13 protein-coding genes are annotated in these 13,138 nt (G+C 73.1%); 10 read left to right on the forward strand and 3 right to left on the reverse strand.

The genetic code is table 11. The annotated features are described in order from the left end of the window. Positions 1–11: 11 nt before the first annotated feature. Complete coding sequence (locus JYK04_RS31495) at positions 12–932, reverse strand: NADP-dependent oxidoreductase (protein ID WP_189739109.1); 921 nt, start codon at positions 930–932, stop codon at positions 12–14. Positions 933–982: 50 nt separating this feature from the next. Then, positions 983–1,702 (reverse strand): DUF2470 domain-containing protein, encoded by a 720-nt coding sequence (locus JYK04_RS31500; protein ID WP_189739112.1) that lies wholly within the window; start codon positions 1,700–1,702, stop codon positions 983–985. A gap of 155 nt (positions 1,703–1,857) precedes the next feature. Here JYK04_RS31500 and JYK04_RS31505 point away from each other — a divergent pair, with 155 nt between their 5' ends. The 4 genes from JYK04_RS31505 (at position 1,858) to JYK04_RS31520 (ending at position 4,596) form a co-directional block, all read left to right on the forward strand. Next, positions 1,858–2,253: a cell division protein SepF gene (locus tag JYK04_RS31505; RefSeq protein ID WP_189739116.1), complete on the forward strand. Its 396-nt coding sequence runs from the start codon at positions 1,858–1,860 to the stop codon at positions 2,251–2,253. A 67-nt stretch (positions 2,254–2,320) separates the two neighbouring features. Beyond that, positions 2,321–3,571 carry an AAA family ATPase gene (locus JYK04_RS31510; protein ID WP_229875539.1) on the forward strand — a complete coding sequence of 417 codons (1,251 nt, stop codon included), beginning with the start codon at positions 2,321–2,323 and terminating at the stop codon, positions 3,569–3,571. Further along, positions 3,568–3,987 (forward strand): nucleotide pyrophosphohydrolase, encoded by a 420-nt coding sequence (locus tag JYK04_RS31515; protein WP_189739119.1) that lies wholly within the window; start codon positions 3,568–3,570, stop codon positions 3,985–3,987. Before JYK04_RS31510 ends, JYK04_RS31515 begins: the two co-directional genes overlap by 4 nt. 123 nt (positions 3,988–4,110) lie before the next feature. After that, complete coding sequence (locus JYK04_RS31520) at positions 4,111–4,596, forward strand: DUF6099 family protein (RefSeq protein WP_030009162.1); 486 nt, start codon at positions 4,111–4,113, stop codon at positions 4,594–4,596. Positions 4,597–4,654: 58 nt separating this feature from the next. Here the strand turns inward: JYK04_RS31520 and JYK04_RS31525 are convergent, their stop codons facing one another. After that, positions 4,655–4,909, reverse strand: coding sequence for a hypothetical protein (locus JYK04_RS31525; protein WP_189739619.1), 255 nt, complete (start codon positions 4,907–4,909; stop codon positions 4,655–4,657). Positions 4,910–5,109: 200 nt separating this feature from the next. Between JYK04_RS31525 and JYK04_RS31530 the strand changes: the two genes are divergently transcribed. From JYK04_RS31530 to JYK04_RS31555, 6 genes are all read left to right on the forward strand, one after another. Further along, positions 5,110–6,036, forward strand: a complete 927-nt coding sequence (locus tag JYK04_RS31530) for an LLM class F420-dependent oxidoreductase (RefSeq protein WP_189739122.1) — start codon at positions 5,110–5,112, stop codon at positions 6,034–6,036. Positions 6,037–6,048: 12 nt separating this feature from the next. Beyond that, complete coding sequence (gene mmuM, locus JYK04_RS31535; protein WP_189739126.1) at positions 6,049–6,963, forward strand: homocysteine S-methyltransferase; 915 nt, start codon at positions 6,049–6,051, stop codon at positions 6,961–6,963. Between the two features lie 59 nt (positions 6,964–7,022). Continuing rightward, positions 7,023–8,543 (forward strand): 3' terminal RNA ribose 2'-O-methyltransferase Hen1, encoded by a 1,521-nt coding sequence (locus JYK04_RS31540; protein ID WP_189739128.1) that lies wholly within the window; start codon positions 7,023–7,025, stop codon positions 8,541–8,543. Beyond that, positions 8,540–11,095, forward strand: a complete 2,556-nt coding sequence (locus JYK04_RS31545) for a polynucleotide kinase-phosphatase (protein WP_189739131.1) — start codon at positions 8,540–8,542, stop codon at positions 11,093–11,095. The genes JYK04_RS31540 and JYK04_RS31545 overlap by 4 nt, the downstream gene beginning before the upstream one ends. Before the next feature lie 185 nt (positions 11,096–11,280). Beyond that, positions 11,281–11,787, forward strand: coding sequence for a hypothetical protein (locus tag JYK04_RS31550; protein ID WP_229875542.1), 507 nt, complete (start codon positions 11,281–11,283; stop codon positions 11,785–11,787). Between the two features lie 46 nt (positions 11,788–11,833). After that, positions 11,834–13,060 carry an arginine deiminase gene (locus tag JYK04_RS31555; protein ID WP_030009169.1) on the forward strand — a complete coding sequence of 409 codons (1,227 nt, stop codon included), beginning with the start codon at positions 11,834–11,836 and terminating at the stop codon, positions 13,058–13,060. Positions 13,061–13,138 lie beyond the last annotated feature (78 nt).

A 13,138-nucleotide genomic window follows, 5' to 3' on the forward strand; every position in this document is an offset into this window, starting at 1 on the left:
CGGTCAGACGGTCAGACGGTCAGGACGATCTTGCCGCGGGTGCGGCCCGCGGCGCTCAGCTCCCAGGCCCTGGCGGCCTCGGCGAGCGGCAGCGCGTGCTCCACGTTGACCGTGAGCTTCCCCGCGTCGGCCAGTTCCGCCAGGAAGGTCAGGTCGGCGGTGTCCGGGCGCACCCACAGCTGGTGGGCGCCCTTGGCGGCCGCGTCGTAGTCGGCGATGGAGACCACCCGGTGGCGTTCCCTGACCAGGGACTGGAGGGTCTCGATGACGTCGTCGCCGTAGAAGTCGAGGCCCGCGTCGACGCCGTCGGGCGCGAGCTCGCGGATCCGGTCCGCCAGCCCCTCCCCGTACAGCACGGGCTCCGCGCCGAGGGAGCGCAGGTAGTCGTGGTTGTGCGCGCCCGCCGTGCCGATGACCCGCAGGCCGAGCGCGACGGCGATCTGCACGCCGAAGGATCCGGTGCCGCCGGCCGCGGAGTGGATGACGACGGTCTCCCCGGCCTTGAGGCCGGCGCGGGTGAGCGACTGGTAGGCGGTGAGGCCGGCCAGCGGGATGCCCGCGGCCTGCTCGAAGCTCAGCTCGCGGGGCTTGCGGGCGAGGGTGCGGACGGGGGCGGACACCAGCTCGGCGTACGTGCCGAGTTCGACCCACTCCTTGCGGACGTAGCCGTAGACCTCGTCGCCGACGGCGTAGTCGAAGGTGTCCTCGCCGACCGCTTCGACGACTCCGGCCACGTCCCAGCCGGGTATGACCGGGTAGCGGACTTCGAGGATCGGGTCGAGGTATCCGGCGGCGAGCTTCCAGTCCACCGGGTTGACCCCGGCGGCCCTGACGCGCACGAGCACCTCGCCCGGGCCCACCTTGGGCCGCGGTAGGTCAACGAGCTCGAGTGTGGCGGGAGTTCCGTATGCGCTGTATGCGATGGCTTTCATGATCGCCCCCAACGCGGGTCCGCGGCCGGGTATTCCGGAATTCCGGCCCGTCAGGCCGGCAGGGTGTTGCGGTGCGAGCTGCGCCGGGCCGCGCTGAAGAGCGCCTGGATCTGCGTACCGGCCTGCTCGACGTCGTCGAGGGGCGAGGGGAAGGGCAGCCGCACGTCGCGGTGGCCGCGCCGCTCCTCCAGCCGCAGGGTGATCCCGTACCGGTCCATGGCGACCGGCAGCGCGCGGAGCACGGCGGCGGTGGGCAGCGGCCGGACCAGCCGCAGCAGCAGGGTGACCAGGTCGTGGTGGTCGTCGAGGAGGTGCGTGAGCATGCCCGCCTCGTACGGGGACAGCGGGTCGGGGCAGGCCGCGTCCAGCTCTTCCAGGCCTACGTGCGAGCGGCCCTCCGGGGTCTCCAGGACGGCCCGGTCGAACTCCATGCAGGCGGAGTCGGCGCCCGAGCCTTCCGCCAGGTCGGAGTAGGGGGTGAGCAGGCGGCCCAGCACGGTGACGCGGGCGCGCACCCGGTCCCGTACGGGGGTGGGGGCGATGTCGGTGAACTCCAGCCGGATCGAGGGCCGGTACTCCGACTCGCCGCCGGGCTCGGCGGGGTGCAGGTGCAGCCGCCCCATCGGGTCGCCGCCGTCGAGGTGGCGGACTTCGGAGCGCAGCCCGTCGGTGACCACGGTCATGGAGTGGGCGGCGGTCAGGATCGACCGGATGCGCTCGGCATCGGTGGGCCGGTCGGCCGGGGTGGCGGGGGCACCGAACAGGCGCATGCGGATCTCTCCTCGTCCGAGTGACTTAGGTATGCCTAACCTAACCCATCCGGCTCTCCGAGAGTACCCGGCGTGCTCGTGTCGTTGTTGGGCTGAACGGGTGAAACACGAGAGGATGGGGGGATGCACATGAAGCGCACGGCCGAGGCGGCCCGGTGAGCAGGTACGACGTCACCGACGAACAGTGGGAGGGGCTCGCGCAGGTGGTCCCCCTGCGCAGTCGCAACGAATGGCCCTCCCGGGTGGACCACCGCACGATTCCGAAGGCGCCCGGCGCGTCGGCGGCGGAGCAGCGGCGCTTCGTGGTGATCAGAGTCCAGATCTTCGCGGACGCGCGGGAGGTGGCGGAGTACCTCATCGCGCAGATCCCGGTACTGCTCGACCTCACCGGGGCGGACAGCGAAGTGGCCAAGCGGATCCTGGACTTCAGCAGCGGCGTGGTCTTCGGCCTGGGCAGCGGGATGCACCGGGTGGACCGGAACGTCTTCCTGCTCGCGCCGGTGGGGACCGAGGTCGAGGGGATCGCGGCCGCGGCCGTCCCCCGATCGTAGGAAGGTCCCCGAGAGGGAACGGTTCGCCGGAGCCGCGGGGGGTCCGGCGGGCCGTACCGTCCCGCGCATGGACGCCACCCTGGACGCGACGGCGGGGCGCACCTCCGCCGCCGTCGTCGCGTTAGCCGACACCCCCACCGATTCCCCCGAGGCCGGACCGGCCGGCGAGCGGCCCGCCGCGGAGCCCGTGCAGCGCCAGCCCCGGCCCGTGGTCACCGAGCTGCGGCTCTCCGCCTTCGGGCCGCACCGCTCGGCGGTCTTCCCGCTCGGCCCCCTCACCCTCTTCGCCGGGCCGAGCGGCAGTGGCAAGTCCCAGGCCCTGGCCGCCTACGAGGCCCTGGCCGGGCTGGGTTCCGGGGCCGTGCTGGAGGAGGCCTTCCCGGATCCGCGCGCCCGCATCCCCGACCGGGCCGTCCCCGACGCGCAGCGCCGGCGCGGGTTCCGCCTCGGCTGCACCGTGGACGGACCCGTCGGCCCGGTCCGGCTCGACCTCGCCGTCCAGGCCGAGCCCACGCTGCGGATCGTCGGCGAACGGCTCTCGCAGGACGGGCAGATCCTGCTCGCCACCGCCTTGCGCGACCCCGGCCGGCGCTCGGTCCAGGCCGCGTGGCTGACCGGCGGCGCCATCGGCGTCACCAGGGCCCCGCTGCCCGACGACCGGCTCGGCACGGCACTGCTCCCGCTGCGCGTCGCGGGTTCCACCGCGGGCCAGCGCCAGGTCCTGGACGCCGCCGAACAGGTGGTCGTGGCCCTGCGGGCGGTGTTCCCGTGCGATCCCCGCCCGGACCGGATGCGCGCCGCCGTCCCGCCGGGCGAGGGACGGCTGCGGGGGGACTGCGCGAACCTGGCCGACGTACTGCGCCGGACCCGCAGCGAATGCGGCACCCGCCACGCGCTGCTGGCGGAGGCGGCCCGCACCGGCTGCGCGGGGCCCGTCGCGGGGCTGGGCGTACGGGCTCCCGCGGGCGGCCCCGTCGCGGCGGTACTGGACCGGGGGTCCGGCCGGCCCGCCACGGAGCTGGCCCGGCTGGGCGCGGGTGAACTCCGCTTCCTCGCGCTGGCGCTGGTCCTGCTGACCGGGCCGGGGGTGCTGGCCGTGGACCCGGCGGCCGAACTGCTCTCCGCGCGGCAGGCGCTGACGGTGCTGGCCGACGGCTTCGACCGGGGCCTCGACCGGCGCCAGAGCGCCGAGCTGCTGCGCCTGGCCCTGCTGTCCTGCGGCCGCGGCCACATCCGGCTGGTGGCGGCGGTGGGGGAGGGGACCGCGGCTACCGCCCGCGACCTGGCGGGCGTCGCGATGGTAGACCTGGGGGCATGAACGAGACGCAGCAGCCGCCGCAGCCGCCCGAGCGACGCCCCGGGCAGCGGCCCGACCAGCGCCCCGAGGAGCGGCTGGACCGACTGCAGCGCCGGCTCGCGCAGTTCGCGGCGGCGCGCGGCTGGGAGCCGTACCACACGCCCAAGAACCTGGCCGTGGCGCTCAGTGTGGAGGCGTCCGAACTGGTCGAGATCTTCCAGTGGCTGACGCCCGAGCAGTCGGCGAAGATCATGGAGAAGCCGGAGTCGGCCCACCGCGTGGCCGACGAGGTGGCCGACGTGCTCGCGTATCTCCTGCAGTTCTGTGAGGTTCTCGGGGTGGATGTGCTGGATGCGCTCGCCGCGAAGATCGAGAGGAACGAACTCCGCTTTCCTGTGCGAGGTACATCGACGCCGAATAGTCACTCTTCGGAGTGATGGACTCATCCACAATCACGTTTGTGTCCACATTTTCCGAATACCCCTGGCTTTACTGGCTCATTGCCCTCACTCTGGGTAGTGGTGAGGACGGCGGGATGTCGTGCGGACGGGGGACGGCATATGGATGCGGTACGGCTCATCGCGGCCGGCCGGCACGCGCTGGCACAGAGTGGGGCCGCGTGGGACATCGTGGGCGAGGCCTGGCAGGCCCAGGCGCTCGCGCAGGGCATAGGGAGCTATCTGGCGGTCACCGGGCCGCCGGAGCTGAGATCGGAGGCACGGGGACTGGGGGAAGCGGGAGGCAGAGGCTGCGGGGTGCTCGACCGGGCGGCCCTGCGCGGAGAGGGCAGTGCGCCCGAATATCCGCCGCGGGCCGCGCAGTTGAGCGAGGTGTCGGATGTCCGGCAGGCACTTCTCGGACTCCAGGCGCTGCTGGGCGAAGTGGGGATAGCCCTGGTCGGGGTGGCCTGCGGCACGGACGACGAGGCCCTGTACTGGCAGTGCATAGAGTCGATCGACGCGGCCGACGAGTCGAGCGACCGGGTACGGGCGATCCTGCGCCGCATGGTGGTCCGTGAGCGGGGGTCGGCCTCGGGCGTGGCCTGAGGGCGACCGACAGGACACCCCCGGAGGGGTCCCGCCGTGCGCGGCGGGACCCGCGCGGTCAGGACGACCGGTGGGACGGCCGCTCGCCCTCGGGGGTGCGGTCCGTGGAGGCCTGGAGATCGGCGTCGAGACGTGACAGGTCGGCGTTCAGCGCGGCCATCAGGTCTTCCATCTGCTGCAGCAGGCCCTTCGGCGCGCCGCCGTCCTGGGCGGGTGCCGCGGGGTCCTGACCTGCGTCGTCGTGTGCTGTCCGCGCTGCCCGTCCGGTCGGTCCGGTGTGTCGGCGGGTCTCCGGCACGGCCTCGTGGGACATGACGGCCTCCTCGGCCCTGGCCCTTCCGGGGCGGAAGGGGGCGGTGGACGCACCGGCGGGACGCCGGCGCGCGGGCCGGGCGGTCCGGCTCCGACCGAGCCAACGATCCCCGTCCACCGCCGGTCACTGGCGGGCCCGGGGGTGGACCGTCCGGTTGACGAAGATTCACCCTGCCGGGGCGGGAAGTGCAGGATGGGGGTATGGATCTGCGCATTTTCACGGAGCCCCAGCAGGGCGCCAGCTACGACACCCTCCTGACCGTCGCCAAGGCCACCGAGGACCTGGGCTTCGACGCGTTCTTCCGCTCCGACCATTTCGTGAGCATGGGATCCGCCGACGGCCTGCCCGGCCCCACCGACGCCTGGATCACCCTCGCGGGCCTGGCCCGGGAGACCAAGCGGATCCGCCTCGGCACGCTGATGACGGCGGGAACCTTCCGGTTGCCCGGAGTCCTCGCCATCCAGGTGGCCCAGGTCGACCAGATGTCCGGCGGCCGCATCGAACTGGGCCTCGGTGCGGGCTGGTTCGAGCAGGAGCACAAGGCGTACGGGATCCCCTTCCCGGCGGACCGGATGTCCCGGCTGGAGGAGCAGCTGGCCATCGTCACCGGCCTGTGGGCCACCGAGGTCGGTGCCTCCTTCGACTACGCGGGCAAGCACTACCGGGTGGAGAACTCACCCGCGCTCCCCAAGCCCGCCCAGACCAAGGTCCCCGTCCTCATCGGCGGCCACGGAGCCAAGCGCACCCCGCGGCTCGCCGCCCGGTACGCGGACGAGTTCAACATGCCGTTCGCGTCGATCGCCGACAGCGAGCGGCAGTTCGCCCGGGTCCGGGATGCCGCCGAGGAGGCCGGCCGCAAGGCCGACGACCTCCGCTACTCCAACGCCCTCGTCGTCTGCGTGGGCAAGGACGACGCCGAGGTGGCCCGCCGGGCCGCCGCCATCGGCCGCGACGTCGACGAGCTCAAGGCCAACGGCCTCGCCGGCTCCCCGGCCGAGGTCGTGGAGAAGATCGGCGCCTACGGCGCCGCCGGCTCCTCCCGCGTCTACCTGCAGCTGCTCGACCTCGACGACCTGGACCACCTGGAGCTGATCTCCGCCCAGGTGCTCTCCCAGCTCCGCCGGTAAGGCGGCGAACCGATGCCTCGCGCGTCCGGCCCGCTCGCCGAAGCCCTGGCCCGCGGAGCCGTACTCCTGGACGGCGGGCTCAGCAACCAGCTCGCCGCCCAGGGCTGCGACCTGTCCGGCGACCTCTGGTCGGGCCGGGTGCTCGCCGAGGACCCGGACCAGGTGGCGGCCGCCCACACGGCGTACGCCCGGGCCGGCGCCGAAGTCCTGATCACCGCCAGCTACCAGGTCGGCTACGAGGCCTTCGCCGCCCACGGCCACGACCGCGCCGAGACCACCGCCCTGCTGCGGCGCAGCGTGCGCCTGGCCGCCCGGGCGGCCGAGGCCGCCGACCACGAGGTGTGGGTGGCCGCCTCCGTGGGCCCGTACGGAGCGGTGCTCGCGGACGGCTCCGAGTACCGCGGCCGGTACGGGCTGGGCGTGCGCGAGCTCGCCGCCTTCCACCGCCCCCGCATCGAGGCCCTGCTCGCCGCCGGCCCCGACGTCCTGGCCGTGGAGACCGTCCCGGACAGCGACGAGGCCGAGGCGCTGCTCACCGTCCTCGCCGAGACCGGCGCGCCCGCCTGGCTCTCGTACACGGTGGCCGACGGCCGCACACGGGCCGGCCAGCCCCTCCGCGAGGCCTTCGCCCTCGCCGCCGAGGCCCCGGAGGTCATCGCGGTCGGCGTCAACTGCTGCGACCCGGCCGAGGTCCTGCCCGCCCTCGAAGCCGCGGCCGCCGTCACCGGCGTACCGCTGCTGGCCTACCCGAACGACGGCTCGGTCTGGAACGCCGCCACCCGCACCTGGCACACCCCCGAGACCCCCGTCCCCTGGCCCACGGGGGCCTGGTACGCCACCGGCGCCCGACTCGTCGGCGGCTGCTGCCGGATCGGCCCGGACCGGATCGCCGCCCTCGGAGCGCTGCTGCCGGACCGGCCGCGATGAGCCGGGAGCACCGAAAAACCAGGGGCAGACAGAGCAGGTGACCAGCGATAATCGGCCGCGTGTTCCTGACGATCTCCACCACCGGCTCCCCCGAACGACCCGCTGACGACCTGGGCTACCTGCTGCACAAGCATCCCGGCAAGACGCAGGCGTTCTCCACCTCCCACGGCACCGCCCACGTGTTCTATCCCGAGGCCTCGGCCGAGCGGTGCACGGCGGCCCTGCTGCTGGAGGTGGACCCCGTCGCGCTCGTGCGCAGCGGCCGGGGCAAGGGCCGGGGCGGGTCGCCGGACGCCGCGCTCGCGCAGTACGTGAACGACCGGCCGTACGCCGCGTCCTCCCTGCTCGCCGTCGCACTCGGCGCAGTGTTCCGCACCGCGCTCAAGGGGCAGTGCGCCGCCCGCCCCGAACTCCCTGAGCAGGCCCGGCCGCTGCGCGTCGAGATACCGGTGCTGCCCGCCCGCGGCGGCGCCGCGCTCGTGCACCGACTGTTCGGCCCGCTCGGCTGGGACCTCGTCCAGGCCGAGGCCGTACCGCTCGACGAGCAGTTCCCGGAGTGGGGGGACTCGCGCTACGTACGGCTCGTCCTGGAGGGCGAACTGCGCCTGGCCGACGCCCTGCGGCAGCTCTACGTGCTGCTGCCGGTCCTCGACGACGCCAAGCACTACTGGATCTCGCCGGACGAGGTCGACAAGCTGCTGCGCGCCGGAGACGGCTGGCTCGCCACCCACCCCGAGAACGGGCTGATCACCTCCCGCTACCTGGCCCGCCACAAGCGGCTGACCCAGGACGCCAACGAGCGCCTGGAACTGGTCCGCCTCGCCGAGGCCGACGGCAGCGAGGTCGAGGAGATCGACAACGCGGTGGACGAGACCCGCGACACCGAGGAGCGGCCCGTGCCGCTCGCCGTGCACCGGCGCGAGGCGATCCTCGCCGCCCTGCGGCTCGCCGGCGCCCAGCGCGTGCTGGACCTCGGCTGCGGCCAGGGGCAGTTGCTCCAGGCACTGCTCGGGGACCCGGCGTACTCCGAGATCGTCGGCATGGACGTGTCCGTGCGGGCCCTGCAGATCGCGGCCCGGCGGCTGCGGCTGGACCGGATGGGCGAGCGGCAGAGCTCGCGCCTGAAACTCCTCCAGGGCTCGCTCGCGTACACCGACAAGCGGCTGGCCGGCTACGACGCGGCCGTGCTCAGCGAGGTCATCGAGCACCTGGACCCGGAGCGGCTGCCCGCGCTGGAGTACGCGGTCTTCGGCTCGGCCCGCCCCCGCACGGTCCTCGTCACCACCCCGAACGTCGAGTACAACGTGCGCTGGGAGACCCTGCCCGCCGGGCACGTCCGCCACGGCGACCACCGCTTCGAATGGAACCGCGAGGAGTTCCGCGCCTGGGCCGAGCAGGTCGCGCGGCGCCACGGCTACGGGGTCCGGTACGTGCCCGTCGGCGACGACGACCCGGAGGTCGGGCCGCCGACCCAGATGGCCGTCTTCACCCAGCACGACGGCAACGACACCACCGGCGCGACCGATGCCACCGACACGATCCGCACCACCGACACCCCGAAGGAGGGCGAGGCAGCATGACCGGCACCGAGACCGCCCGTACGCGCACACTTCCCGTCACCGACCTGTCCCTCGTCGTCCTGATCGGCGCCACCGGATCGGGCAAGTCCACCTTCGCCCGAAAGCACTTCAAGGCCACCGAGGTCATCTCCTCCGACTACTGCCGGGGCCTGGTCTGCGACGACGAGAACGACCAGAGCGCCAGCCGCGACGCCTTCGACGTCCTGCACTACATCGCGGGCAAGCGCCTGGCCGCGGGCCGCCTCACCGTCGTCGACGCCACCAGCGTGCAGGCCGACGCCCGCCGCACCCTGGTCCAGCTCGCCCGCGAGCACGACGTCCTGCCGATCGCCATCGTCCTCGACATGCCCGAGCAGGTCTGCGCCGAGCGCAACGCCGCCCGCCCCGACCGGGCCGGCCTGCCCCGCGCGGTCATCCAGCGGCACCGCCGCGACCTGCGGCGCTCGCTGCGCGGTCTGGAGCGCGAGGGCTTCCGCAAGGTCCACGTACTGCGCTCCGTCGAGGAGGCCGAGACCGCCGAGGTGGTCCTGGAGAAGCGGTTCAACGACCTCACCCACCTCACCGGCCCCTTCGACATCGTCGGTGACATCCACGGCTGTTCCTCCGAGCTGGAGACCCTGCTCACCAAGCTCGGCTACGAGGACGGGGTCCACCCCGAGGGCCGCACCGCCGTCTTCGTCGGCGACCTCGTCGACCGCGGCCCCGACAGCCCCGGCGTCCTGCGCCGCGTCATGGGCATGGTGAAGTCCGGCAACGCCCTGTGCGTGCCCGGGAACCACGAGAACAAGCTCGGCCGTTACCTGAAGGGGTCCAAGGTCCAGCGGACCCACGGCCTCGCCGAGACCATCGAGCAGCTGGAGGCGGAGCCGGAGGAGTTCGTCCAGGAGGTGAGGGAGTTCATCCGCGGCCTCGTCAGCCACTACGTCCTCGACGGCGGCAAGCTGGTGGTCTGCCACGCCGGACTGCCCGAGAAGTACCACGGCCGCACCTCCGGCCGGGTCCGCTCGCACGCCCTCTACGGGGAGACCACCGGCGAGACCGACGAGTTCGGCCTGCCCGTGCGCTACCCGTGGGCCGAGGACTACCGGGGCAAGGCCGTCGTCGTCTACGGCCACACCCCGGTCCCCGACACCACCTGGATCAACAACACCATCTGCCTCGACACCGGCGCCGTCTTCGGCGGCCGGATGACCGCCCTGCGCTGGCCCGAGCGCGAACTGGTCGACGTACCGGCCGAGAAGGTCTGGTACGAGCCGGTCAAGCCGCTCGTCGCCGAGGCGCCGGGCGGACACGACGGCCGCCCGCTCGACCTGGCGGACGTACACGGCCGCCGCGTCGTGGAGACCCGGCACCTGGGCAACGTCAACGTGCGCGAGGAGAACGCGGCCGCCGCCCTGGAGGTCATGAGCCGCTTCGCCGTCGACCCCCGGCTCGTCCCGTACCTGCCGCCGACCATGGCGCCCACGGCCACCTCCCGCGAGGAGGGCTACCTGGAGCACCCGGCCGAGGCCTTCGCCCAGTACCGCATGGACGGCATCGCCCAAGTGGTGTGCGAGGAGAAGCACATGGGCTCCCGCGCCACCGTCCTGGTCTGCAAGGACGGCGACGCGGCCCGGACCCGCTTCGGGGTCGACGGCCCGACGGGCTCCGTCTACACCCGCACCGGGCGGCCCTTCTTCAAGGATCCGGAGGTCACCGAGGAGGTCCTCACCCGGCTGCGCTCGGCGGTCACCGACGCCGGCCTCTGGGAGGAACTCGACACCGACTGGCTGCTGCTCGACGGGGAACTCCTGCCCTGGTCCCTGAAGTCCACCGGCCTGCTGCGCAACCAGTACGCCGCCGTCGGCGCGGCCTCCGGCGCCGTCTTCCCGGGCGCGCTCGCCGCCCTGGAGGCGGCCACCGCCCGGGGCGTCGACACCGGCGAGCTGCTGGAGCGCCAGCGCGGCCGGGCCGCCGACGCGGCCGCCTTCACCGACTCCTACCGGCGCTACTGCTGGACCACCGACGGCCTGGACGGCGTACGGTTCGCGCCGTTCCAGCTGCTGGCGGTGGCCGGGCGGTCGCTGGCCGCGGTGCCCCACGACGAGCAGCTGTTCTGGCTGGACCGGCTGGTCGCCGCCGACGAGGCGACCGGCACCGGACTGCTCCGGCGCACCGGCCGGATCCTGGTGGACACCGCGGACGAGGACTCCGTACGGGCCGGCACCGACTGGTGGCTGGAGCTGACGGCCGCCGGCGGCGAGGGCATGGTCGTCAAGCCGCTCCAGGCGTACGCCGAGGACGGCAGGGGCCGGCTGGTCCAGCCCGGGGTCAAGGTGCGCGGGCGCGAGTACCTGCGGATCATCTACGGTCCGGAGTACACCCGTCCCGGCCAACTGGAGAGGCTGCGCGAGCGGTTCCTCGGCCACAAGCGCTCGCTCGCCCTGCGCGAGTACGCGCTCGGGCTGGAGGCGCTGGACCGGCTGGCGGCCGACGAGCCGCTGTGGCGGGTGCACGAGGCGGTCTTCGCGGTGCTCGCGCTGGAGTCGGAGCCGGTCGACCCGCGCCTGTGAGCCGGCACCGCGGCGGGAGGGGGCCGCGTCAGCACGGCCCGTAAAGGGGTGGCCCCCGTACGGCCTCGAATTAGGTCGTATGGGGGAACTTTCGCGGAGAACTCCGGGAAAACCACCGGCGGGATCGTTCATCCAGGGCAGCGGAATGTCCGCGACCCTGGAAGGACGGAACGTCACCTATGAAGATGACCGCGCGCGGAAGCATTGCGGCGCTCATGACCTGTATGGCTGCGGCCGGTGCGGCCACCCCGGCCATGGCCCAGTCGGTGCCGGTCGGTGTCCCGCTGGACGCCGTGAAGACCACGCTGGGCGTGGACACCCCGCGCGTGGGCACCGGCGTGCCGGTGCCGGTCGTGGGAGCGCCCGAGTCGCCGCGCTTCCACAAGGGGAACATGCTTCCGACCCCACTGCTCCCGTCGGTGCCGGTCGGCACCGAACTCGGCAGCACCCTGGTCACCTCCCCGGTGCCGAACCTGCTGGGCAAGCCCGAGACGGACGGCGAGGGTTCCGTCGAGGCGCCGGCCACCGACCTGCTCGCCCGGACCCCCGGCCTGGTCGCCGGTGGTCTGCTGACGATGCCGGACTCCTCCAACTCCGGGGTGCCGAACCTGACCGCGCCCGAACTGGGCCTGACCACCCCGGAGCTCACCGGCGCCCCTTCGGCGCTTCTCGGCCTCGCCACCCCTCGCTGAGCGGACGCCACGTCAAAAAGCCGTTCGGTCTGGGAATGTGTACGGCATGGGATTCCATGTCGACTCCGAGACCGGGCGGCTTCGCCGCGTCATCCTCCACCGGCCCGACCTGGAGCTGAAGCGGCTCACACCGAGCAACAAGGACGCACTCCTCTTCGACGACGTGCTGTGGGTGCGCCGGGCCCGCCAGGAGCACGACGGCTTCGCGGACGTGCTGCGGGACCGGGGCGTGGAGGTCCACCTCTTCGGTGACCTCCTGTGCGAGGCCCTCGACATCCCGGAGGCGAGACACCTCGTACTGGACCGGGTCTTCGACGAGAAGGAGTACGGGCCGCTCGCCACCGACCACCTGCGGTCGGTCTTCGACGGGCTGACCTCGGCCGAGCTGGCGGAGGCCCTGGTCGGCGGGATGACCAAGCGGGAGTTCCTGGAGCGGCACGCCGAGCCGGTGTCGGTGCGCTTCCACGCCCTGGACCTGGACGGCTTCCTGCTGGGCCCGCTGCCCAACCACCTCTTCACCCGGGACACCTCCGCCTGGATCTACGACGGGGTCTCCATCAACGCGATGCGCTGGCCCGCCCGGCAGCGCGAGACGGTCCACTTCGAGGCGATCTACAAGCACCACCCGCTCTTCACCACCTCCGGGGCCTTCCACTACTGGTCGCAGGGGCAGGCGGACTACCCCTCGACGATCGAGGGCGGGGACGTCCTGGTCATCGGCAACGGGGCGGTGCTGATCGGGATGAGCGAGCGGACCACCCCGCAGGCGGTGGAGATGCTGGCACGCGGCCTGTTCGCGGCCGGTTCGGCGACGTCCATCGTGGCGCTCGACATGCCCAAGTCGCGGGCCTTCATGCACCTGGACACGGTGATGACGATGGTCGACGGAGATACGTTCACCCAGTACGCCGGGCTCGGGATGCTCCCCTCCTACACGATCGAGCCCGGCGGCGGGCCGCACGAGCTCAAGGTGACCGACCACCCGGAGGACCACATGCACCGGGCCATCGCGGGGGCGCTCGGCCTGGACTCGATCCGGGTGCTGACCGCGACGCAGGACGTGCACTCGGCCGAGCGCGAGCAGTGGGACGACGGGTGCAACGTGCTCGCCGTGGAGCCGGGGGTGGTGGTCGCCTACGAGCGGAACGTGACGACCAACACGCACCTGCGCAAGATGGGCATCGAGGTGATCGAGATCCCGGGCAGCGAGCTGGGGCGGGGCCGGGGCGGGCCGCGCTGTATGAGCTGTCCCGTCGAGCGGGACGCGGTCTGAGGCGGGCCGGGCCCGGGGGAGGGGTACGGGCCCGGGGAAGGGGTGCGGGCCCGGGGAAAGACCCCGGGCCCGGTCTGT

It is taken from the genome of Streptomyces nojiriensis, from assembly GCF_017639205.1.
Classification (GTDB): Bacteria; Actinomycetota; Actinomycetes; order Streptomycetales; family Streptomycetaceae; genus Streptomyces; species Streptomyces nojiriensis.